This is a genomic window from Ruegeria sp. CE8, from assembly GCF_056537465.1.
The window spans coordinates 17,114-40,321 of sequence record NZ_JBQFRP010000013.1 but is presented as its reverse complement, the minus strand read 5'-3'; the positions used below and the strand labels follow the sequence as shown (position 1 = coordinate 40,321).

Sequence of the window (23,208 nt, the reverse complement as noted above, 5' to 3'; positions counted from 1 at the left end):
CTCTTATCCCTCGTCCTTTTCGGCTTTGTCCCCCGAGGCGGCGCGTGCCTTGGCCTGCGCCTTGCGCCGCGCCATATTTGCCTTTAACGCGGCCTTCAGCCGCTCTTCGCGCGCATCCCCGGATTTACCGTGTTTTTTAGGTGAATTTTTATCCGTCATGATCTTTCTCTACAGGAGGTGAAAAAAACCGTCCAGACACCCTTGCGCCCCGTTTCGTTTGAGTCTAATCACCCGCCCACAGCGCTGCTGTAGCTCAGAGGTAGAGCACTCCCTTGGTAAGGGAGAGGTCGAGAGTTCAATTCTCTCCAGCAGCACCATCCAATCCTTTCAGTGAACACACGCGCTTCTAGGCAGAGCGCGGACATCGCCATCCCGGCCGTCCTGCTGGCGGAAGACTCGGCTGGGTCGAAAGAGTCAAGGATTTCACGGTTTTTCTTGCGGCCCTCCATCTGGCAGCAATGGGTCTTCGAGTCGACCCGACGTCAACTGTGTGGGTTGCGTGGTGTTTCGCCGCCTAACGTCTTCATATTTGCAGTGATCGTTCTGTCAAAGTTCCTTTTGAGTATCTGGTCGCATCGGGTGGCGATCGCCGACAAGCTGTACGATTATTTTCCAATCGACGTCTTCGCGTCTGAGTGGATCAGAACGCACGTCGCAGACGCACGACCCGTGGTAGTCGCCTAGCGTTCACCATTGCGTTCCGCAGGCTACTGATTGGCTTTCGTTCGGACTGGCTGATCCGCCTTCCCAATAGGCTATCTGAACATTGTTTTGAAGTTACCCGGATGAAATCACCAAGCGCGTGATTCAAACAGGCCGTGCGTTTTGCGTCAGATTCTGGGAACCGACGCAGACAGAGCACCGGCAAGAGAGTTTTTGATTTCCGCAGGAATTTCCCGGCCCTGTTCCTGCAGCTTTGCCGCAATCCATCCAGCCGAGTGCCCTCGGCACCCAACTCTGTTCGTATACGCGGCGGCCGGAGTCGTCACATTTTCGGTGACCAGCGCCATTGATACCTCAACCTCTGAATCGGCCATCGACATCCTGACCGCGCTGAAAACATCCATCGAGACCTGCAACGTATGATGTTCCAGCCGATGCGCCGCGTCACCTAGCACCCGCGTGCAGTACGCAGAAAGAAAATACCAGCGAAAAACTTTAAAAACCCGGGCTTTAGGCCCAGTCAAATCAGCCTCGAGTTCCACAGCATTGGTCAGCTCTGCAAAGGCGGCTTTCGCCGATTTGGCTGCTTCGCAAATCTGATGCTCACGATTTGCGAGTACGGCGGCACCATTACTGGGGCGGGGTACTGAACTACCGGTTTCCAGGTCCATTGCTGTCCTCCATCGTCAATACGTGATGAAGATATGAAAACTGACCGCTTCGCCTGATTGCGATTTTCGGCCAGATTTTCCGGTTTCAATTGCTTTTTTGGCCATTTTCAAAATCTGATCCAACAAATTTGATCTTATTAAATGGCCTGCTTTCCGTCTTTCGGTCAACCAGCGAGTTGGAGCGAACATTAAGTATTTAGCTAAAACGCACACATATCTGACACGATCTTGTAAAAGTTATGCCCATTTCCGCATCTATGAATACTTAATCCTGCTGACCAGTTTACCAGTAAAGTTTTAACGAGGGGGTACGAAGCAGGACCAGGGGGTGAGCGCCTGTCCGGCCAGGCTCGCCTTAGGACAGAGACGCTCCCCCCGTCCTCAACGATCAGTCTATCTTGTTCTTTTGCGCATGCGGCGTCACGCCAAAGCTTGATCTGTATACGCGCGAAAAGTGCCCCGGGTTTTCAAATCCGCAAGCCATGGCGACCTCGGTTACCGACGCTTCGGTCTGCAACAGAAGTTTCTGTGCGCGTTCCAACCGCAGCTCCATGAAGTACTTTTTGGGCGAAGTGTTGAGGTACTTGCCAAACAGCCTTTCCAGCTGGCGCGTCGAAATGCCAAGACCCTCGGCAATCTCAGACGGGGATACCGGCGCCTCGATGCAGTCCTGCATGATGTGAATGGCCTTGGCCAGGTGCGCATTCCGCATTCCGTTGCGTGATTGCAGGGAAACGCGCTGTTTGGCGGTTGCGTTGCGCACAGCGTTGTAGACCATCTGGTCAGCAACTGCGACCGACAGTTCTTCGCCATGGTCACGCTCGATCAAGTGCAGCATCAAATCCGCAGTCGCCGTCCCACCCGAGGCGGTAATGTGCTTTTCATCCGCCACAAAGACACTACGAACCAAATTCACTTCCGGGAACGCCTCCATAAAGGCGTCATGGTACTCCCAGTGAATAGCGGCCTGCATCCCGTTCAGAAACCCGGCCTCTGCCAGCAACCACGCGCCCGAGCACAATGCGCCGATGGCGGTTCCACGTGCCCGCTCGCGCCGCAAGGTCGCAAGCAAGGGGCGTGAGACATGGTTGCGCATGTGAATGCCCGACAGCACGAACAGCTGATCGGTTTTGGGCAAGGCGTCCAAACCGCCATGGACCAATGTCACTGACCCATTGGAACACACCGCCTGTTCGCCATGCTCGGAAACGAACGACCACTCATACAAGTCTTTGCCGCTGACAAGATTTGCTATGCGCAGAGGCTCTACCGCACACGAGAATGCAAGGTGCGAGAACTCCTCAATCAGGATGAAAGTCATGTGGCTGGGTAGGCGCATGGGGCGTCCCGTCAGGCTGGATTTGGTCGATGATCTATGCTGCACGATTTTTTTCTGTATACAAGTTGTATTTTCTTCGAATACAGAGAATACACAGCAATGCCAATACGATTCGCGCCGAGGCCGCAGGAGGAACGGATGAAAGACGACGCCAAGTCCCGCAAAGCTGAATTGATGGAGCACCTGAAGGTGTCGATCCTGACCCTTCGCCTGCAACCCGGCACGGATCTGGACGAGGCGCACCTGTCGGATGCGTTTGGCCTGTCCCGAACGCCGTTGCGCGAAGTGTTCCGGCAATTGGCCGGCGAAGGGTATCTGGACCTGCGCACCAATCGCAGCGCCAGAGTGTCCGAAATGTCCTATACCACGCTGCGCGATTTCTTTCTGGCCGCGCCCATGGTCTATGGCGCAATCCTGCGGTTGGCCGCTCTCAACGCCACCAAAGCGCAGATTGATGACCTGAAAGACGCGCAGCAATCGTTCAAAGCTGCTCTGCGCGCGGGATCGGGCGAAGATCGAGCGTTGGCAAATAACCGCTTTCACGACGTGACCGGAGAGATGTCGGGTAATGTCTACCTGCTGCCTTCGTTCAACCGGCTGCTGATCGACCACGCCCGGATCGGGATGACCTTCTACCGGCCTCAGTCGGCCGAAATGTCTGACAACCTTTCCCTGGCCAGCCAGCAACACGATGCCATCATTGCGGCCATTGAGGCGCGCGACGATGCCACGGCCGCGCAACTGGCCGTAGATCACTGGAACCTGTCGCGTGATCAGATCGAAATGTTTGTAATGCCTGACGCGCTGGATGTCCCAATGGGCACCCCGCCCCTTTCGAAACCTGCATGAGGACGGAATGAACCCGATTTTCAAGTTTGAGGGGATTTATACCCCTGTAGTCACGCCTTACCACGCTGATGGCAGCGTGAATTGGGATGCTCTGGCGCAGGTGATCGAGTACCTGATCGAGAACGGCGTGCACGGCCTCATCTCCGGCGGATCAACCGGCGAGAATTATGCCCAAACCGTCGAGGAACGGCTGGAACTGGCAAAGTTCACCCATGCCCAGCTGAAAGGCCGTCTGCCGCTGGTCGTCGGCACCGGTGCGATGCTGACACCGGATTCGGTTGCGTTGGCGTCCGGCGCGCGCGAGATCGGCGCAGATGCAATCCTGCTGGCCAGCCCGCCTTATTCGGTCCCGACCGACCGGGAAAACGCGCTGAACGCGTTGGCGATCGACAAAGCCGCTGACCTGCCGATTATGCTGTACAACTACCCGCACCGCACCGGCACTATGATGGGCGAAGAGTTCCTGGACCGCATCGGTCGCAGCCGCAACTTCTGTGGCATCAAGGAAAGCTCGGGTGATATTAACCGGGTGCACCTGCTGGCCCGCGACTATCCGCACATCCAGCTGGGCTGCGGCATGGACGATCAGGCGCTGGAGTTTTTCGCCTGGGGCGCGCCGTTCTGGGTGTGCGGTGGCTCCAACTTCCTGCCCGCCGAGCACGTGGCGCTGTACAACGCCTGCGTGATCGAGGGCAATTTCGCCAAAGGCCGCCGGATCATGTCCGCAATGATGCCGTTGATGCGAGTGCTGGAACAGGGTGGCAAGTTCATCCAGACAATCAAACATGGCGTGACCATGAACGGGATCGACGCGGGCGCGATGCGGCCCCCGCTGAAAGGCCTGAACAAGGATGACAAGCGCGCGCTGGAACAGGTGACGCGTGTGCTGAAAAAGACAATCGCTGACATCGTGACTGAGAATAAGGTTGGGGGGTAAGAGACATGGATCTGCTGACACAGGACGAATACAAATCCATCGCCGCAGGCCTGACCCTGCCCACAGGCGCTTTTATTGACGGCGCGTACCGCCCGGCGATCTCGGGCGAAACCTTTGAGACAGTGAACCCGGCGACCGGCGATAAACTGGCTGACATCGCAGCCTGCGGCGCGGCGGATGTGGACTTCGCCGTTGAAAAGGCGCGTGCGGCGTTCGACGACGGCCGCTGGTCGAAACTGCATCCTTCGGACCGCAAGGACGTGCTGATCCGGCTGTGCAAGCTGATGACCCGCAACGCCCGCGAATTGGCAGTGATGGAGAGCATCGACAGCGGCAAAACCATCTTCGACTGCGAAACCGTCGACGTTCCTGAGACCATCCACTGCCTGAAATGGCACGCCGAGGCGATCGACAAGATCTATGATCAGGTCAGCCCGGCCAGCGATGACCATATCGCCATGGTGGTGCGCGAGCCGATTGGTGTTGTCGGTCTGGTGCTGCCGTGGAACTTCCCCCTGCTGATGCTGGCGTGGAAGATCGGCCCTGCGCTGGCGGCGGGCTGTTCCGTGGTCGTGAAGCCAGCCGCGGAAACCACGCTGACCGCGCTGCGTCTGGCCGAGCTGGCAATGGAGGCTGGTCTGCCGCGCGGTGTGCTGAACATCCTGCCCGGCGGCGGCGCAGAAGTGGGTGAGCCGATTGGCCGCCACATGGATATCGACATGGTGTCCTTCACCGGCTCGACCGTCACCGGCAAACGGTTCCTGACCTATTCGGCAGAAAGCAACGCCAAGGAGGTGGTTCTGGAGATGGGCGGCAAGAACCCGGCCATCGTGATGGATGACGCCGAAAACCTCGACCGCGTGGCCGCGCATGTCGTCAACGGCGCGTTCTGGAACATGGGCGAGAACTGCTCGGCCTCGTCTCGTTTGATTGTACACAAGGACGTGAAGGCGGAACTGCTGGAACGCATTGCCCATCACGCAAAACAGTGGAACATCGGCGACCCGCTGGACCCGGAAACCCGCATGGGTGCTCTGGTTAGCGAAGGCCACTACAACAAGGTCTGCGGTTATCTGGATCAGGCCGAGAACGTGGTGATCGGCGGCAAAGCTGACAAGGGCTTTGTGGAGGCGACTGTGGTCGAAGTGCCCGGGAACGACTCAACCTTGGCGCGGGAAGAGATCTTCGGCCCGGTTCTGTCGGTGATCGAGGTTTCGGGTTTCGATGAGGCCATCAAGATCGCCAACGACACCGAATACGGACTGTGTGCGTCGATCTTCACCGCCAACGCCAAACGCGCAATCCGTGGCGCACGGGCGATCCGGGCCGGAACCGTGACGGTCAACAGCTTTGGCGAGGGCGACATCACAACGCCGTTTGGTGGCTACAAACAGTCCGGGTTTGGCGGGCGCGATAACTCGGTCCATGCGCACGACCAGTACACCCAACTGAAAACCATCTGGATCGATCTGGCCGACGACGCTGACGAGGCGGTCGATTGACCGCCTTCACCACAAAACGCCTGCCACGGCAGACGGGTCCAGCAGGATGGAATGCCATTCTGCCGCCACAGCCTCCCTTGCCCCGGCTTGAGCAAAACACCTCGGCCGACGTCACCATTGTCGGTGGCGGATTTGCGGGCCTCAGTGCAGCGCGCCGGTTGCAGCAACTCGACCCGACGCTAAAGGTCGTCCTGTTGGAGGCCGGGCGCTTTGCCGAAGGCTCGGCCGGGCGAAACTCGGGCTTCATGATCGATCTGCCGCACGATCTGGCGTCAGATAACTACGCCGGTGACGGGCTAGAGGCAGATCGGGCAACCATTGCCCTGAACCGCCGCGCCATCGCATTTGCGACTGACGTTGCCAACGACTGCGACCTGTCGGATGAGACCTTCGACCCCTGCGGCAAGTTCAACGCCGCCGCAACCCGAGCCGGAGACCGTCACAACCGCGAATTCGCCGAGCATCTGGAGCGGTTGGGAGAACCTTGTACGCTCTACGATCGCCAGCAAATGCAAGAGATCACCGGCAGCCCGCATTACACATCGGGTCTCTATGCGCCCGGAACGGTCATGATCCAGCCTGCAGGATACGTGCGCGCACTGTCATCGCATCTGGCCGCGAAAATCGATCTTTTCGAAAACTCACCTGTGACCGCATTCAAAAAGCAGCGTTCCGGATGGCTTGTGAAAACACCCGACGCGCAGGTGTCGACGGGCCGCATCATTCTGGCAAATAATGGCCATCTTGAGAGCTTTGGTTTTTATGAACGCCGCCTGATGCACATTTGCCTGTATGCGTCGATGACCGAACCTCTGACGCCCGAGCAAGTAAGAACGCTCGGCGGCCAGCCTCGGTGGTCCGTCACTCCGGCCGACCCGATGGGCACCTCGGTCCGGCGCGTCTCGGGCAGCTATGGCGACCGCCTTTTGATCCGCACATGCTCCAGCTTCCACCCGACGATTGAGACCAGCCCAATGCGATTGCGCAATGCGGGTTGGGTGCATGACCGCAAGTTCCGCGAGCGTTTCCCACATCTGCCCGATGTTCGGATGGAACATCGCTGGGCCGGTATGCTGTGCCTCAGCCGGAATGGGTCAGCCGCGTTCGGAGAGCTGGAAAGCGGCGTGTTCTCTGCCTGCTGCCAGAATGGTCTGGGCATTGCCCGCGGTACGTTGCAGGGCATGGGAGTGGCAGAGCTGGTCACGCAAGGCGGATCGGACATCGCCGATCACTTCCTGTCCCAACCGATGCCACCACGACTTCCGCCAGAGCCGTTCGCGTCATTGGGCGCGAACAGTTATCTGATATGGAAGGAATGGCGTTCGGGCAAAGAATAAGCCTGCCCGTTAAGGCAGGCTGAGCTTAGCCATTCTACCACCATCTACCGTGTAGACCTGTCCGGTGATAAAACTGGCGTCTTCAGAAGCAAGATACGCGACCAAAGCGGCAACCTCTTCGGGGCGGCCAGTCCGGGCCACGGGGTGAATGCGTCTGATATCGCGGCGAAATGCGTCCGGATCCGGCTGTGCTTCGATAAAGTCCATATTCAGCTCGGTGTCGATCCAACCGGGTGCCACGGCGTTACACCTGATGCCGTCGGCCCCATGATCCACTGCGACGGCGCGCGTCAGGCCATGCAGCCCCGCCTTTGTCGCGCAATAGGCTGCGTGGCCGGGATTGCTACCTAACCCTTCGATTGAGCCGATATTGACGATGGACCCGCGCGATTGACGCAGATGCGGCAGGGCCGCCTTTATAAGCAAGAACGGAGCCGTCAGGTTGACCGTCAAATTGCGTTGCCAGTCATCCAGGCTCATCTCTTCGACCGAGGCTTCCTGCATCATACCCGCGTTGTTCACGAGGATATCCAGCTGACCCGCGCTTTCGACGACCTGCGAAACCACCGAACCTGGGCTGTCCGGGTTGCTGAAATCGGCTTCGATACTCTCGAAATTCGGGTCCTCACCACGTTGCGCGGTAAGAACTCGGGCACCGTCATTGCGCAGCCGCTCGGCAATGGCCCGGCCGATCCCGCTGCGCCCGCCGGTGACAAGGGCGGTTTTGCCTTTAAAACGGGTCATGATACGGGTTTGCCTCCGTTCACCTCCAGCAGCGCACCGCAAACATAGCGCGATGCGTCCGACGCCAGAAACAGGATAACGTCCGCAATATCCTCCGGTTCGGCGATGCGACCCAGAGGTACGGTCTGACCCAGTTCAGCCACCGCAGTATCCGGGTCAAACCCGCGTTTGGCAAAGCCGGACCGCAGCATTGGCGTGTTCACCTCATTCGGACAGACGGCATTGATACGGATGCCCTGATGAGCGTGATCCATCCCCATACATTGGGTCAGAGAAGCTATGGCTGCCTTGGTCATGCAATAAACGGCGTGGTTCGGGCCCGGGCGCAGCCCCCAGCAGGAAGCAGTGTTGACGATCGCCCCACCCCCTTTGGCCGCCATGATCGGAATTGCTGCGCGACAAACGCGGAACGGTGCCTCGACATTTACGCCCAGCGACAGCGCCCAGTCCTGATCCGAGGTTTCGGTGACCGCACCACGAGAGATAACGCCCGCGTTGTTGACAACAATATCCAGCCCGCCCAGCGCGTCCGCAGCTTTCTGAGGCAAAGTATCGGCGTAATTCGCATCCAACAAATCGCCTGGCAGATGCGCCTCGGCATCGATCCCATCGACCGAGCGGTCGGCAATTGCTACCTTTGCACCGGCGGCGCGCAGGCGCTGTACGAGTGAGGCTCCAATCCCACCAGCAGCACCTGTGACCAGAGCGGTTTTTCCTTCGAATTCCATGACCTGCTCCTTCAGAAAGACGCGACAGGTGCGCCAAAGCGGGTTTCGTCAGGCACAACGCCAAGACCCGGGCCAGTTGGCACTTGTATATGCCCGGCCTCAATCCGAATTCCATTCTCGGGGTCGTAGTTGCCTTCGATATACGGCGCAGCCAGCCAAACGCCTTCCAGAAGATCGGGTCGAACCGTTGCGCCAATATGCGTGCAGGCCGCGGCGATAACATCTCCGCCCCAGCTGTCATCGCAGGTATGGGGCAGATTGCGCGCCTCGCAAATGTCTCGGAACGCGCGCATGGGCTGCAAGCCGCCGATGCGCGTGACTTTCATACCGAACCCGTCGACCAAACCGGTGCCCGCCGCAGTGATCACCGTGTTCAGGCTGGTGCTGTTTTCATCCATGTAGATCGCGTGGCTGACCTGTGGCCTGATTTTCTGCAGATCTTCAATCGTGTCGCACGGTTGCTCCATCACAAAGGGAACATCCGGGCACTCGCGGCTGACCCGCAGCGCGTCGCGGGTCGTCCAGCCACGGTTCCCGTCGACGGCAAGTCGCATTCCGGACCCGCCGATGGCCTCCCAGACTTTTCGGATGGTCTCGATATCCATCTCCACGGGCCGTCCACCGACTTTGATCTGCAGGCGTGGATAACCTTCGGCCAGTTTGTCTGCTGCCAGACGCGCGATATCATCCGGGGCACCAACACCTGTCGCGTAGTAAGACGCAACTCTGTCTGTAATGGTGCCTCCCAACAGGTCCGATACGCTGACCCCAAGGTGTTTGCCGAGCAGATCATGCGCCGCGATGTCGATCGCGGCCTTGGCGTAGTTGTGACCGTTCAGCAAGCTGTCCATCTGGCGATGCAGGCCTAGCGGCGCAACCTCGGCTCCCAAAAGACCCTGAGCCATCTGCGCCAATGCGGCACGCGCTCCGGCTGAGTGGGCTTCGGCATAGGTCGGGCCAACCGGGCAAGTTTCGCCCCACCCGACCAGACCGTTGTCGGCAACCAGCTTGACCAAGGTTGTATCCAGGGCCCAGACCTCGGCCTTCGCCATGGTGTAGGGACCGTTCTTGACCGGTAGATCGTGACTGTAGATGTGAATTTCGGCGATTTTCACGGCTTGTGTTCCGTACTGCTGTTTAAGGAAAAAACCCGCCCAATGGTCCGGGCGGGTGAGTTTCGGGGGAGTTGATCTCAGTAACTCTGGTTCAGTTCGTCGGCCGCTGGAATCTCGCGTTCGCGCCGGGCGATGTAATCCAACAAGGCTTCGTTTCTGGCCTCATCCAGTTTGGGCTCCTCATACTCGGCCAACAGGGATCGGGCGCGGTTCAGGGCGCGTTCGGTAATTTCGACACTGCCCTCCGCCTGCCACTGCTCGATCGAATTGTTGTCGAACAGTTCGGGCATGAAGAATGCGCTCTGGAAGTTGTCCTGCGTGTGCGGGTGGCCCAGATAGTGCCCACCGGGGCCAACATCCGGCACCGCCGCGATGGCCTGATCGAAATCGTGCCACTTCGGGCCCTCGGCCATGCGGTACGCCATCGCGCATTGTTCGGCATCGACGATGAATTTGGCGACCGAGCAGTGCATCCCGGCCTCGTTCCAACCGGCGCTGTGCCAGATGTAGTTGGCACCGGCATGAACAACCGCCTGCAACGTCGTCGCGGATTCGTACCCGGCCTGCGCGTCAAACGTCTTGGCCCCGCCCAGCGTGTTCGAAGTGCGCCACGGTACATCGTAATGCCGCGCCATCTGACCGATCATGAAGTTCATCAGGCTGATCTCGGGTGTCCCCGCCATCGGCGCGCCGGACTTCATCGACACGGTCGACAGATAGTGCCCATAGATCGCCGGAGCACCCTTGCGGATCACCTGCGTGTAGGCCAGCGCACTCAGCGCCTCGGCATTCAACTGGGCAACGGTTGCTGGGACGGATGCAGGCGTATTGGCCCCGCCCAGCACGAAGGGAGAGCAAAGTACCGGCTGATTACGACGGCAGAAGGCTCGCATTGCACCCAGCATGGTTTCGTCCCAAACCAGCGGCGAGTTGCCGTTGCAATTGCCGGTCGTGACCGGGTGATCCTCAAGGAACTCTTCTCCGAACAGGATTGCGCACATATCCATCACGTCTTCGGCGTTCTTGGGCGAGGTGGTCATGCCCATGAACGTCTTGTCCGAATGCTTCATTGACGAATAGGTAATCCGCAGGTGTCGCTGGCTGATCGGGTGGTCGTAGGGCTCGACGATGTGGTGCGCCGAGCTGTGCAACGCGGGCATCATGTGGCTCAGCTTATGGAACATCGCCAGATCGTCCAGGGTGGGGTTTCGGCGCACATCATCGAGATCACGCAGGAAAGGTGCGCCAGTCATCGGCACAAAGATCGAGTGCTTTCCACCTAGGCGCACGTTCTTTTTGGGGTCACGTGCGTGATAGGTGAAATCGCTGGGAATGGTGGCAATCAGCTCGCGCACCAGTCCGCGGTCGAGATAGACCAACTCACCTTCGACCTTGGCCCCGACCTTCTTCCAGTCTTCCAACGCAATGGGGTCGCGGAACTGAACGCCGACATTCTCCAGAATGTCCATCGAGGCGTTGTCGATGCGTTCGACCTGGCTGCCGTCCATTACCTCACACAAGGGAATGCCTCGTGTCAGGCCGGGCAGCATTTCAATGTTCGGGGCGGTGCGCTTGGCGCGGCGGGCAGAGCGTCCGCCCGAGCGTGTCGCAGTACGAATGTTCACGGGGCAATCCTCCAATCTTGTACTCAGATTGACGGATTCGGCGGCTTCGCACCTCACTGATTGCGATGTCTGTTTGCAGGAAGCGACACCGGCCCGGAACGAAAAACGCCGCCCGTGCTGGGGCGGCGTCCACTACTTTATACGAACGCGCGCTTATTCAGCCGCCTGCGATTGCGACGCCAGCTTATCCCGCTGGCTGTCGCGGAAGAGCGCCTTGGCCAGCGACACGCACATCAGACCCATCACCATAGTAAAGGGCAGCGCACCGATGATCATCGCATTGCGTAGGGCGTCCATCGGGTTGTTGTCACCCGCCGCCAGGATCAGCGCGCCGATCACAGCTGTCAGGATCACACCCCAGATGATGCGGTGCTTGATGCCGGTTTCCTGGCTGCCACCGGACATGATGGTGTTCATCACCAGAATACCCGAGTCCGCGGACGTCACCAGGAAGGTCATGATCAGGATCACGCACATGACGTTCAGCATGGAAAGCAGCCCACCGTCGATCATGAAGGACAAGGTGGCGAACAGCTTGTTGGTGTTCGACGCACCGATGATCGCGCCTTCGGCTGCACCTGCCAGCTCCAGATCAATCGCGGTTCCTCCCAGAATGGTCATCCAGGCAAAACAAACCAGTGCCGGTGCAAAGACACAGCCGAGGATGAATTCGCGTACGGAACGACCTTTGGAGATGCGCGCCAGGAACAAGCCCACGAAGGGCGAGAAGGCGATCCACCAGGCCCAGTAGAACGTGGTCCAACCTGCCTGCCATCCGAACTGACGACCCTGCTCGCCGGCCGCATATACTGCGGCCAGTGTTGCCTCGTCCAGCTCGGCAGCGGCGCCTTCCAGGCCGCTCTTGAAGCCGTCAAAGCTGCCCCAAGCGTTGGTCGCGCCGCCCATCAGGGCATCTGCATGGGCTTGTGCTTCGGCAGGCAAAGCCGCTGCAAAGGTTTCGGCAGACAACGGACCGTATGCACCAAAACTCAGTGAGATGAAGTGCAGGATGTAGTCCACCATCGCCGTGCCATAGGTGGTCATGGCAAAGACGAACGAACCGAAGACCACAAACGTGCCCAGCAGGATGATCGACAGAACCAAGTTCAGGTTCGACAGGTATTTCACGCCTCGGCCAACACCGGACACAGCCGAGATGATCGACAGGCCCATGATGACAACCAGACCTGCAATCAGGCCCACTTTGCTGGGGGTTGGCACTTCGCCACCCAGATCCATGACCCAACCCATGCCGGTGATTGCATAGACACCATCGATGAACTGGCTGACACCGTAACCTATGGTCACCGAAACACCGAGGATCGTCGCAACGACACCCAGAACGTCAACAACATGTCCGAGGAAACCGTTCATCAGGCGACCGAACAGCGGAGTCAGCGCCGAACGGATCGTCAGCGGCATACCGCGCGTGTACGCATAGTAAGCCAGCGAAAGGCCGGTGACGACATAGATCGCCCACGCATGGAAACCGTAGTGCAAGAAGGTAAAGCGATAGCCCGACTGCAGCGCCTCGGGCGTGTTGCCCTCGACCGCGCCCGAAACGACAACGGGGTTCGATCCCCACAGGCCCAGTGGTTCGGCTGTAGCAAAGACCATAAGGCCAACACCCAGACCCGCGCCGAACATCATCGAGAACCACGAAAAGTTCGAAAACTCAGGCTTTTCACCCGGCGTTCCCATGATCCGGCGACCCGTGGCTGGAATGATGGCGACAATGGCGAGGAAAAAGAAAAAAGCGCCGACGATGATGATGTAGAAGCTGTTGAAGATTTCCAGCAATTGGCCGTTCAGAGTGCCCAGTGTGCTGGTGGCGTTCGCCGGAAAGACCAGCGCCCACAGAACAAGAGCCACCATAATGCCCTTACTGATAAGGGCGATTGGGACGCTGTAGTTTTCATAGAATCCGGCATCAGCCGTTTCTATTTCAACGTCCGTAAAGGGTTCGGGTATCGACATGTTTCTCCTCCGTGTGTCGTTTTCTATCTTGGGCCTTTTTGCTGATGATCGACCGTCCAAGGCACGGGATGTTGGGGACGATGCGACAGCGGGCATCTGGTGACTTTGTGTTTCTCGATGTTCAGAACCCAGCACGACAGGCGCGCAGCCGTATGGCTCGACGCTTTCTGAGTTGCAGTGAATTCAACACAGAGACTTTACGGGCTGTATTCAGTCTTACCAACCGGGGATGAGTTCCGCGCCTCCTCCACTTTCCCTTTCCGCAGTCAGTTTGAGACGTCGCCTTGAGGCAGAACCATCTTGCGACGCCGGGCATTTTCACCCAGAAAGCCTGCTGAACACGACATTTGTTGGTGAAACTGACTATAGTGGCGCACCAATCTAAATTCGGCCAGAACCGACGCATTGACGAAAAATGCGACATCCACCCCGTACGTGAGCTAAAAAAACACCATTTCCGTCAGACAGGCCTAGCTTTCACCTTCAAAAAAACTAAAACTGAGTTGATAAAAACTAAACTGAAACCTAGCAACGATTCACCAGCCACTATGTCCAGACGCCACTACAACCTGCCACCGCTGACAACCCTGTCCGCTTTCGAGGCTGCAGCGCGCCACCTGAGCTTCAAGAACGCCGCCGTTGAGCTGTCGGTCACACCCGGCGCGGTCAGTCACCAGATCAAAGCGCTGGAAGGCGATCTGGGCACTCCTTTGTTCCAACGCAAGCATCGCGGTGTCGATCTGACCGAAGATGGCAAAGCGCTGTATGAGGCACTGTCCAAATCCTTTGGCCGAATTTCAAACACCCTGAACACAATCCGTGACAGGTCGACAGCCGGCAAGGTCACCGTTGGCTCGACGACTGCGGTTGCGGCTCTCTGGTTATCCCCGGCCGTCATCCGGTTCTGGCGCGACATGCCAGAGGTCAATGTTGATCAGTTGTCTCAGGACCGTCCGTTCCGCGATCGTCCAGATGTCGACCTTTTCATCCGTTACGGGCGACACAGCGATCCAAGCCTGTCCCACACGCCGTTGTTCCGCGATCACCTCGTCCCGGTCGGTAGCCCGGAGGTCGCCGAACGCCTGACCGGCGCCAGCCTCGAGGAACTGGCTGCCGAACGGTTGATCCATCTGGATTCGGAAGATCGCACATGGACAACTTGGCCCGAGTGGTTTCAGCAATTGGGTTTAAACGACGCGGTTCCCATTGAATCTCGCGTCAACAGTTATTCCGTCGCACTACAGCTTGCCCGCAAGGGCGCGGGGCTGGCTTTGGGTTGGCAGCGCCTGATTCAACCGATGCTTCAATCTGGCAAACTGGTGCCGATTGGCCCGCACCAAGTGGCCGCTCCCAACCAGTTCTACCTTGTTGGACGCCCCGATGATGAGCTTTCCGAAAGCGCCCGCGCCCTGAAAGCATGGATCATTCAAGAAGTGCAGGAAGGTTCGGTTTAGGTGAAATCACCCACTGATGAGCTTTTCTGATATTGAGACCATCAGGTTCGATCCGCCAATACGGTCAAAGATACATCCAGCAAAACCTCAGGAGAGCCCGATGAACAAGCATAGCGCGCTGTCTTCCGTTCTGGCCGACGTCAACGTCGCAAATGGCCTGCCGAATGAACATTATATCGACCCGGCCGTTTTTGATGAAGAAAAGCGTTCCGTGCTTTATGCCAATTGGTCCGGGATCGGGTTCGGCAAAGACGTGCCGGAAGAAGGCGATGCGAAACCGGTCGACTTTCTGGGCATGCCGCTTCTGATTGTCCGGGATCGCGACGGTGAAGTTGGCGTGTTCCAGAACACCTGCCGCCACCGCGGCATGATTCTGGTGGACACTCCGCGCAAAATTGGGGGCGCGATCCGCTGCCCCTATCACAGCTGGTGTTACAGCCTGAAGGGTGAGCTGCGCGCAACCCCGCATGTGGGCGGCCCTGGCCAAAACAAACACGAGGATGTCAAACGCGAAGATCTGGGACTGGTGCGCGTGCGTTCATACGTCTGGCGTGACGTGATCTTTGTGAATGTCGACGGCAACGCGCCCGAGTTCGAAGAGGTACACGGCGCCCTGCTGGAGCGCTGGAAAGAATTCGAACAACCCGTTTTCCACGGTGGCGAGACGTCCTCGTTCAAGTTGGAGGTCAAAACCAACTGGAAACTGGCGGTCGAAAACTACTGCGAAAGCTACCACCTGCCTTGGGTGCATCCCGGCCTGAACAGCTATTCCCGCTTAGAAGACCACTACAACATCGAAGCGCGGGGCCACTACTCTGGTCAGGGTACGCTGGTTTATCGCCAGTTGACCGATCAGGACGGCGCGACCTTCCCGGATTTCGACGGCCTCAGCGACAAGTGGAACGAAGGCGCGGAATACATCGCGGTTTACCCGAACGTTTTGCTAGGTGTTCAGCGGGACCACGCCTTTGCCATTGTGTTGGAGCCGGTGGACCACGAAAACACCGTCGAGCACATTGAGCTCTATTACGCCAAAAGCGTCGAAGACACGCCCGAGCATGACGGCCTGCGCGCGTCAAATGCTCAACTATGGAAGACTGTGTTCGAAGAAGACGTCTTCGTCGTTGAAGGCATGCAGAAAGGCCGACACGGCATGTTGTTCGACGGCGGTCGGTTTTCACCGGCGATGGACGGGCCGACGCACAACTTCCACCATTGGGTCGCGACGCAGATCGAAAATGGCCGCGCGGAATAAACCTTTTGGACCGGCCCGCCATGTCACGGTGGGCCGGCCTCCCGTTGAATGCGGACGCCCATGGATAAACAGGATCTGGATCGCCTTTTACTGGACGCGCATGATCGCAATGATCATGCCGACCTGATCCGGTATTACGCCATGGCCGCGGATGAGCGCGAAAAGGCGCAAGACATCGACGCGGCCTGTTTTTACCTGACTCATGCGTTTGTTTTCGCACTGGAATCCGGCGCACCAGAAGCCGATGCGCTGAACCAGCGGCTGGTCGCGCATGGCCGCGCGCATAAGCTGGAGTTCTGAGGCGCGCCTCGGATTAAACCCGCTCAACCCAACATGAAATTTATGTCCGTTGCCGGTGTCACAGCGATGGTGACACAAGGCTGCTGGACCAACTTTGATACGGCAGGCTCATGAAAACGAATGCACAGGCGGTGGTAATTGGCGGCGGGGTGATCGGATGCTCGATCCTCTATCATTTGACCAAATTGGGATGGTCGGATGTAGTGCTGCTGGAACGGGATGAACTGACGTCAGGCTCGACCTGGCACGCGGCAGCGAACATCCACGGGCTGCATGACAGCACCAATATCAGCCGCATCCAGCACTACACGATGAACCTGTACAAAGAGCTTGAGGCTGAAACGGGTCAAAGCTGCGGCGTCTTCCAGCCTGGGTCGCTGTACCTTGCGCAGACCGAAGAGCGCGAACACCAGCTGAAGCTGCAGGCCGCCAAGGCCAAGCTGTATGGTATGAACTTCTATGAGATCAGCATCGAAGAAGCGCAGCGCCTGAACCCGCTGGTCAACTACGATGGCATCCGCTGCGTGATGTACGAACCCGACGGTGGTAACGTGGATCCTTCGGGTGTGACCAACGCCTATGCGGTCGGCGCGCGGCAACGCGGGGCCGAAATCCATCGCTTCACCCCCGTCATCGCGACCGACAAGCAAAAAGACGGCACCTGGATCGTTCGAACGCCGAAGGGTGAAATCCGAACCCCCTGGGTCGTGAACGCAGCCGGCCTGTGGGGCCGCGAGGTGGCCAAGCTTGCCGGCATCGAATTGCCCCTTCAACCGACCGAGCACCAGTATTTCGTGACCGAGACCATGGCCGATGTCGAAGCACACGGCACCCGCCTGCCCTCGGTCAGCGACCGCGATGGCGAGTATTACCTGCGGCAGGAAGGTCAGGGCCTGCTGGTCGGGGCCTACGAGAAAGGCATGAAATTCTGGGCCGAGGACGGCACGCCCTTGGACTTCGCGCACGATCTGTTCCCTGACGATCTGGAACGGATCGAAGAGAACATGATGAACGCCATCGAACGCCTGCCAGCCGTGGGTGAAGCCGGGATCAAGCGCGTCATCAACGGGCCGATGATCTGGTCTCCGGACAGCAACGTGCTGATGGGTCCAGTGCCCGAAGTTGACGGGTATTTCTGCTGCAATGGTATCATCCCCGGATTCTCACAATCCGGCGGCATGGGCCTGATGGCGGCTCAGTGGATTATCGAGGGCGAAACTCAATACGACATGTTCGCCTGGGATATGGCGCGGTTCGACAGTTGGGCCACCAAAGACTTCACCATGGCCCGCGTAAAGGATCAATACGCCCACCGTTTCGCCATCCACTTCCCCAACGAAGAACGCAGCGCAGGACGCCCGGCGCGCACGCGACCGATTTACCAGAAACAGGCAGAGATGGGCGCTGTGTTTGGGCTGAACGCGGGATGGGAACATCCGCTGTGGTTTGCGGACTCGCCGGGCACCACTGATACCAATGGCTTTACCCGCCAGAACTGGTGGGGACCCGTCGGTGAAGAATGCCGGATGCTGCGTGATCGCGCGGGGATCATCGATATCTCGAACTTTGCCAAGTATATCTGCAAGGGACCCGGCGCCGAGGATTGGCTGAACGCCGTCTTCGCCAACACCATGCCCAAAGCGGTGGGACGGTCCTGCCTGACGCCGCTGATCTCAAAGCGCGGCGGCATCGCCGGGGATTTCACCGTGACCCGCGTTGCTGAGGATGAATTCTGGATCATTGGCTCGGGTATGGCCGAGCGCTATCACAAACGGTTCTTCAAGCAGGTGTCCCTGCCCGATGGCACCACGTTCGAAAGCAGGACCGAGGCAATGTGCGGCTTCAACGTCGCCGGACCGAAGTCACGCGAGATTCTGCAGCGCCTGACTAACACATCGCTTGCCACCGAAGACTTCCCTTTCATGCGCTCCGCCAAGATCGAACTGGCAGGTGTCGAGGTACTGGCATTGCGAGTCTCGTTCACTGGCGATCTGGGGTGGGAGGTTCATTGCGCCACCGAAGATCAGGAACGCCTGTATGATGCCTTGATCGAGGCCGGTCGGGACTTTGGCGCAGGTCCTGTAGGCAGTCGGGCACTGATGTCTTTGCGTGTGGAAAAAGGCTACGGATCGTGGAGCCGCGAATACAGCCCGGAATATTGGCCTCATGAGGTCGGTCTGGACCGCTTGTGCAAGTTCGGAAAGGACTTCCTGAACAAGGATGCAGCCGAGGCGGTGCTGAGCAACCCTGCCCGCGAGCAACTTGTGCTATTGCATCTGGACGAACAGGACACCGCCGCATCCAATGCCGATGCAACCGGGGGGGAGCCGATTTTCAAAGACGGTCAGGGCATCGGGCGCGTTACCTCGGGGGCTTACGGCTACTCGGTGGGCATGTCGTTGGCACTTGGCTATGTCGCCGGTGTGGAACCGGGGGAAGAGGTGCAGGTCATGGTTCTGGGCCGCCCGCACAAGGCGATTATACTGCACGAGCCGCCCTTCGACGCATCGGGCAAAGTGCTTCGCGGATAGTTCGGGAAAACTGTTGACGCAGTTACATAGGCCGGCCTCAAAAGCCGGCCTTTTTTTGCACTGTGCGGTTAAGAAAACTAACTCATAGCGACGATGCTTTCATTAAAAAAACTTCTAAATTATAGCGAAATGAACGCATGTGAATCTCTCAGAATACTTTAGCTCATCTCATGGCGAGAATTTAGCCTGTTGAAAAACCCGCGCCGGATGGGAAGTTGGCACCATCCCTTTGACCCTCCAGAACACAGGCAAACAGGCCATGGAACCAGACTTTACAACCCAACTCGACGACAAGCTCCGCGCCAAGCGCGAGTCCTTCGACAAGATTCCGGTGATCGACATTGCTCCGCTGCTGGACGGCAGCGACAAACTCAAAGTAGCCCGGGAAATCCGCTGGGCGCTGTCCAATGCCGGCTTCATGTATGTGAAAAACCACGGCATCGCGCAGACCTTCGTTGATCAGGTATTCGACGTCACACGACGCTTTTTCGAGCTGCCGATGGCCACCAAAATGGCTTTGCACGTCAGCAACTCGGATGTCGCATTACGCGGCTATATTGAGCCATTTGGCGAAAACACAGATCCAGGCAAAACCAAGGACCTGAAAGAATGCTTCGACCTTGGTCCTGAGCGCGCAGCACTGGAGGGGCCGTTCTTTGGCCCGAACCAATGGCCCAGCGCCCTGCCCGAATTCCAGGATTTGACCTATAGCTATCACCAGAAAATGGTGACCCTGTCCAAGCACCTGCTGAAGGGCATCGCTCTCAGCCTGGATCTGCCCGAAACGCATTTTGAAAGCCTGATGCAGGACCCGATCAGCATTCAACGCCTTTTGCATTACCCGCCGCAGAACGGCATGATCGACGAAAAGATCATCGGCATTGGCGCTCACACCGACTATGGGAACCTGACAATTTTGGCACAGGACGACGTTGGCGGCCTGCAGGTCATGAACCGTGAAGGCAACTGGATCGAAGGCACGCCAATCCCCGGAACGTTCGTCATCAATATCGGTGATCTGATCCAACGCCTGACCAACGATGTCTACCTGGCCAATTTGCACCGTGTCATCAATGCGACCGGGCGCGAGCGCTATTCGATCCCGTTCTTCATTGACGCGGATTACGGTGCCACCTTTTCTCCGCTGGAGTCGTGCATCAGTGAAGCCAACCCCCGGCGTTACGAGGCCGTAACTTGCGGCGCTCACAAGTTTGGCCGTTTTGCGGCCAGCTACCAACACCTGAAAAAGGCCGGTTAACGACCTTTCTTCTCACTGCGAGACGCCGCGCTTTGGCTAACCGGCATTTCAGAGTATAGCTGTGCATGTCACGGTTCGGGCGCGCGAATTACCGCTCCGCCCGAACCCCAGACGGAGACCGTTGGCATGACTGCATTTCTGATTATCGTCCTTCTGATCGCCGCGTTTTTCATCGGCATGAACCTGTGGACCAGGCGCCTGACTCGTCAGGGGTTGGAACGCGTTCCGCAACTTGGCGATATTGTACCGGTGCAAGGCGGCAGCATTCATTTCGTGGAAAAAGGCGATCCCGCCAATCAGACCATCGTGCTTATTCACGGGCTGGCGGGGCAACTGCAGCATTTCACCTATGCCATGGTGGATCTATTGGCCACGGACTACCACGTCATCGCCCTCGACAGGCCCGGCTGTGGGTATTCGATCCGAGAAACGGCCGATCTGGCACGTCTTCCCCAGCAGGCCCGTATGATTCACGAGTTTCTGGACGCCAAAGGAATCTCCAACGCCGTTCTGGTCGGGCATTCGCTGGGCGGGGCCGTATCCCTGGCCATGGCGTTGGATTACCCTGAGAAAACCAGAGCTTTGGCTTTGCTGGCGCCATTGACGCAAAAACTGCCCGGATCACCTCAGGTATTCAAACCGCTGGAAATCCGCACCGAGTGGTTGCGCGAGTTGATAGGCAACACGATCGCAGTGCCGTTGTCTGCAAAGACCGCCCCCCATGCCCTGGACGCCGTTTTTGACCCGGAAACCGCGCCAGACGACTTTCTGGACCGAGCAGGTGGCGCGCTGGGCTTGCGCCCGTCGGCATTTGTCACCGCCTCGCAGGACGTTGTCGGACTCGATCTCAGCATTGATGCCCAAGTAGCCCGTTATGATGAGCTGACCGTTCCCGGAGGTATTTTGTATGGCGCGCAGGACGCAATCCTATCCCCGTCCGCACATGGCCCCTCGATGACCCAGTTCGGGCTGAGCAACAAACAGATCGAAGGGTTGGGCCACATGATTCCCATCACCGCGCCTGACGCCTGCGCGGCCTTCGTTCGCAAGATTGCAGATAGTGTGGGAACCGAAGCCGAAGCCGCCAGTGAAACGGTGTAAACGGCGACGAAAATAATCCCGGCCAGGCGCTATTTCCCCCTTGACCCTCCCCGGCCCCTCGCTTAAATCGCCTCTCACGCATGGCGGAGTAGCTCAGTTGGTTAGAGCAGCGGAATCATAATCCGCGTGTCGGGGGTTCAAGTCCCTCCTCCGCTACCATTTCCCCCTTAAAAACACAGTCTTGGAAGATGCCGTAGGTTCGCACGCACCTCAGTGGCGCCAATTGTACCATTTCCGTACCATTTAATCCTACTTTCGCATGTGTATCGGAAACCTTTTGTAGCGCGGCGGCAGCTTCCGGACAATTTGGTGCGATATTCCGGACAAAATCAGGGCCAAAACGGTAACAGCGCCGCGCCGGATTAAACAGCGGCGCGGCTATTTAGGCCCGATCAACCCGGCGGCACAACGGCTACAGCACTCGTATCCGCCAGTCGGTTGCGGAGGTTCTCGGCCAGAACCCTATGCCCGGCGTCGTCTGGATGGGTGCCGTCCGATTTCGAGAAAGAGACCCCCTGCATGTCCACGAAGCTGAAACCGGATCGCGTACCCACGGCGGCGCGGATTGCATCCCGTGTGGCGTTCCAGGCGGCGGAAGGCGCTGCTGGCGCGGCCGTGTCCCATGGGCCAAGAACAAACACCTGCCCGGCATAGACCGTTCTCAAGGCGTCAAACGTGGTCGCTGCTGCCGCTTCGACACCGGCCAAACCCACGTCATTGAGACCCATGGCAATCACCACCTCATTAGGAACGCCTGTGTCGTCCTTGATACGGTTGTAGTCGGCGACGATCCTTGCAGGCAGGTTTTGCTGGGTGCCACCAAGATCATTCACATAGCCGGTGCCGCCGCTGCCACTGGCCGCAATACCAAACTCCTCCTGCGGGCGCAGCAGATTGACCCAGCCGTTCCACTGGGCAGATGCCCCGGTTCCCGAGGTGAAGCTGTCGCCGAACACGATGCTGCGCCACTTGGCCGGGCTTGCGTTCACAACCGCTCCCGCCTCGGTCACATAGCCGAACCATCGCACATCGCCATATCCTTTAATCACCACTCGGTTGGCCTGATCTTTGGGCAGTTTGAAGGCCCACCAGCGCCTGCCGCCCGCGACCCCTGTGGCGTTGACCGGGAAATGCTCAACGCCGTTGATTTCGGCACAGTACCGACCGAGCAGGCTGTCACCACCGTCGAGACGGATGGCAAGGTTGCCATCGACAACAATGGAGGCTCGCCATGAGACCCCACTCCCATTAGCCGCCGGGATATTGCCCCCCGTTCGCGTGGTGGCTGGAAACTGTCGGGCCAGAAGGTCATTATACACCGCGTCGTGGAAAAATCCGCCGCTCAGATCGGCGTGTTCATGACCGTCCTGCAGAAGGTGGCTTTCCGTAAGACCGGAAAAGGGCGCTGACGGCGCTCCGGACGTACCGACAGAGAGTTGATTGGGATAGCTGGCAACTCGTGTCCGCGCCGCGAACTCTTTCAGGCGAGCCGTGATGGTCACCACCGCGTTCTGGCGACCTGCCACCCAAAGGCGCTCGCCGTTTCTCAGCGGCAGCTCTCTGTTCTCCAGCGGAGACAAGGGGTGACCGTGTCCGACTGGAATAGAAGGCGGTTCGTCCGAGAAGGTCGTCACAAAACGCAGAAACTTGCTGCGGAACACGTTAGCCGGATAAGACAGCAGGATATCGGTATCGCCGATGGCGGTAAAACGGCCACTGGCACTCCAGTTTTCCGAAACGTTCAATACGATGCTGGTCAAAGTGCTTTCTCCTGTGTGTTTACCGGCTCAGGTAATCGGCGGTGCAGCCTTCCAGTTGCGGT

The 23,208-nt window shown here is 58.4% G+C and carries 19 protein-coding genes and 2 tRNA genes; 12 read left to right on the top strand and 9 right to left on the bottom strand.

The genetic code is table 11. The features are described 5' to 3' along the window. Positions 1-3: 3 nt before the first annotated feature. Complete coding sequence (locus ACR0AA_RS18995) at positions 4-159, bottom strand: hypothetical protein (RefSeq protein WP_480665550.1); 156 nt, start codon at positions 157-159, stop codon at positions 4-6. A gap of 83 nt (positions 160-242) precedes the next feature. On the opposite strand from ACR0AA_RS18995, the gene ACR0AA_RS18990 reads away from it, so the two are divergent. Next, positions 243-317, top strand: a tRNA-Thr gene (locus ACR0AA_RS18990). A 513-nt stretch (positions 318-830) separates the two neighbouring features. On the opposite strand, the gene ACR0AA_RS18985 is transcribed toward ACR0AA_RS18990, so the two are convergent. Both ACR0AA_RS18985 and ACR0AA_RS18980 read right to left on the bottom strand, forming a co-directional pair. Beyond that, positions 831-1,334, bottom strand: coding sequence for a hypothetical protein (locus ACR0AA_RS18985; RefSeq protein WP_480665549.1), 504 nt, complete (start codon positions 1,332-1,334; stop codon positions 831-833). 388 nt (positions 1,335-1,722) lie between these two features. Then, positions 1,723-2,673, bottom strand: coding sequence for a GlxA family transcriptional regulator (locus tag ACR0AA_RS18980; protein ID WP_480665548.1), 951 nt, complete (start codon positions 2,671-2,673; stop codon positions 1,723-1,725). A gap of 138 nt (positions 2,674-2,811) precedes the next feature. Here ACR0AA_RS18980 and ACR0AA_RS18975 point away from each other — a divergent pair, with 138 nt between their 5' ends. Genes ACR0AA_RS18975 through ACR0AA_RS18960 form a run of 4 tightly spaced genes read left to right on the top strand, consistent with a single transcriptional unit; the run spans position 2,812 to position 7,298 of the window. Continuing rightward, positions 2,812-3,522, top strand: coding sequence for a GntR family transcriptional regulator (locus ACR0AA_RS18975; RefSeq protein ID WP_480756772.1), 711 nt, complete (start codon positions 2,812-2,814; stop codon positions 3,520-3,522). A 7-nt stretch (positions 3,523-3,529) separates the two neighbouring features. Beyond that, positions 3,530-4,459: a dihydrodipicolinate synthase family protein gene (locus ACR0AA_RS18970; RefSeq protein WP_480665546.1), complete on the top strand. Its 930-nt coding sequence runs from the start codon at positions 3,530-3,532 to the stop codon at positions 4,457-4,459. A gap of 5 nt (positions 4,460-4,464) precedes the next feature. Next, a complete protein-coding gene (locus ACR0AA_RS18965; RefSeq protein ID WP_480665545.1) occupies positions 4,465-5,961 on the top strand; it encodes an aldehyde dehydrogenase in 1,497 nt (498 codons plus the stop codon). After that, positions 5,958-7,298 (top strand): NAD(P)/FAD-dependent oxidoreductase, encoded by a 1,341-nt coding sequence (locus ACR0AA_RS18960; RefSeq protein ID WP_480665544.1) that lies wholly within the window; start codon positions 5,958-5,960, stop codon positions 7,296-7,298. Before ACR0AA_RS18965 ends, ACR0AA_RS18960 begins: the two co-directional genes overlap by 4 nt. 9 nt (positions 7,299-7,307) lie before the next feature. Here ACR0AA_RS18960 and ACR0AA_RS18955 read toward each other — a convergent pair whose 3' ends face one another. The 5 genes from ACR0AA_RS18955 to ACR0AA_RS18935 all read right to left on the bottom strand — a co-directional run bounded on the left by ACR0AA_RS18955 (position 7,308) and on the right by ACR0AA_RS18935 (position 13,487). After that, positions 7,308-8,042 (bottom strand): SDR family NAD(P)-dependent oxidoreductase, encoded by a 735-nt coding sequence (locus ACR0AA_RS18955; protein ID WP_480756769.1) that lies wholly within the window; start codon positions 8,040-8,042, stop codon positions 7,308-7,310. After that, positions 8,039-8,770, bottom strand: coding sequence for an SDR family NAD(P)-dependent oxidoreductase (locus ACR0AA_RS18950; RefSeq protein ID WP_480756767.1), 732 nt, complete (start codon positions 8,768-8,770; stop codon positions 8,039-8,041). The genes ACR0AA_RS18955 and ACR0AA_RS18950 overlap by 4 nt, the downstream gene beginning before the upstream one ends. An 11-nt stretch (positions 8,771-8,781) precedes the next feature. Next, on the bottom strand, positions 8,782-9,885 hold the full coding sequence (locus tag ACR0AA_RS18945) for a mandelate racemase/muconate lactonizing enzyme family protein (RefSeq protein ID WP_480756764.1): 1,104 nt from the start codon (positions 9,883-9,885) through the stop codon (positions 8,782-8,784). A gap of 77 nt (positions 9,886-9,962) precedes the next feature. Beyond that, the gene (locus tag ACR0AA_RS18940; protein WP_480665540.1) at positions 9,963-11,510 is read right to left on the bottom strand and encodes a trimethylamine methyltransferase family protein; all 1,548 of its coding nucleotides are present in this window, start codon (positions 11,508-11,510) and stop codon (positions 9,963-9,965) included. A 153-nt stretch (positions 11,511-11,663) separates the two neighbouring features. Continuing rightward, a complete protein-coding gene (locus ACR0AA_RS18935; protein WP_480665539.1) occupies positions 11,664-13,487 on the bottom strand; it encodes a BCCT family transporter in 1,824 nt (607 codons plus the stop codon). A gap of 548 nt (positions 13,488-14,035) precedes the next feature. Here ACR0AA_RS18935 and ACR0AA_RS18930 point away from each other — a divergent pair. The 7 genes from ACR0AA_RS18930 (at position 14,036) to ACR0AA_RS18900 (ending at position 21,545) form a co-directional block, all read left to right on the top strand. Continuing rightward, positions 14,036-14,941, top strand: a complete 906-nt coding sequence (locus ACR0AA_RS18930) for a LysR substrate-binding domain-containing protein (RefSeq protein ID WP_480665538.1) — start codon at positions 14,036-14,038, stop codon at positions 14,939-14,941. Positions 14,942-15,041: 100 nt separating this feature from the next. Next, complete coding sequence (locus ACR0AA_RS18925; protein WP_480665537.1) at positions 15,042-16,196, top strand: aromatic ring-hydroxylating oxygenase subunit alpha; 1,155 nt, start codon at positions 15,042-15,044, stop codon at positions 16,194-16,196. Positions 16,197-16,256: 60 nt separating this feature from the next. Next, positions 16,257-16,496, top strand: coding sequence for a hypothetical protein (locus ACR0AA_RS18920; protein ID WP_480665536.1), 240 nt, complete (start codon positions 16,257-16,259; stop codon positions 16,494-16,496). Positions 16,497-16,606: 110 nt separating this feature from the next. Beyond that, positions 16,607-19,027: a GcvT family protein gene (locus ACR0AA_RS18915; RefSeq protein ID WP_480756759.1), complete on the top strand. Its 2,421-nt coding sequence runs from the start codon at positions 16,607-16,609 to the stop codon at positions 19,025-19,027. 259 nt (positions 19,028-19,286) lie between these two features. Then, positions 19,287-20,285 (top strand): isopenicillin N synthase family dioxygenase, encoded by a 999-nt coding sequence (locus ACR0AA_RS18910; RefSeq protein ID WP_480665534.1) that lies wholly within the window; start codon positions 19,287-19,289, stop codon positions 20,283-20,285. A 126-nt stretch (positions 20,286-20,411) separates the two neighbouring features. After that, on the top strand, positions 20,412-21,386 hold the full coding sequence (locus ACR0AA_RS18905) for an alpha/beta fold hydrolase (RefSeq protein ID WP_480665533.1): 975 nt from the start codon (positions 20,412-20,414) through the stop codon (positions 21,384-21,386). An 82-nt stretch (positions 21,387-21,468) separates the two neighbouring features. Continuing rightward, positions 21,469-21,545, top strand: a tRNA-Met gene (locus tag ACR0AA_RS18900). Positions 21,546-21,778: 233 nt separating this feature from the next. Here the strand turns inward: ACR0AA_RS18900 and ACR0AA_RS18895 are convergent. Beyond that, entirely contained in the window at positions 21,779-23,146 is a 1,368-nt protein-coding gene (locus ACR0AA_RS18895) for an SGNH/GDSL hydrolase family protein (RefSeq protein WP_480756754.1), read from the bottom strand. Positions 23,147-23,208: the final 62 nt, after the last annotated feature.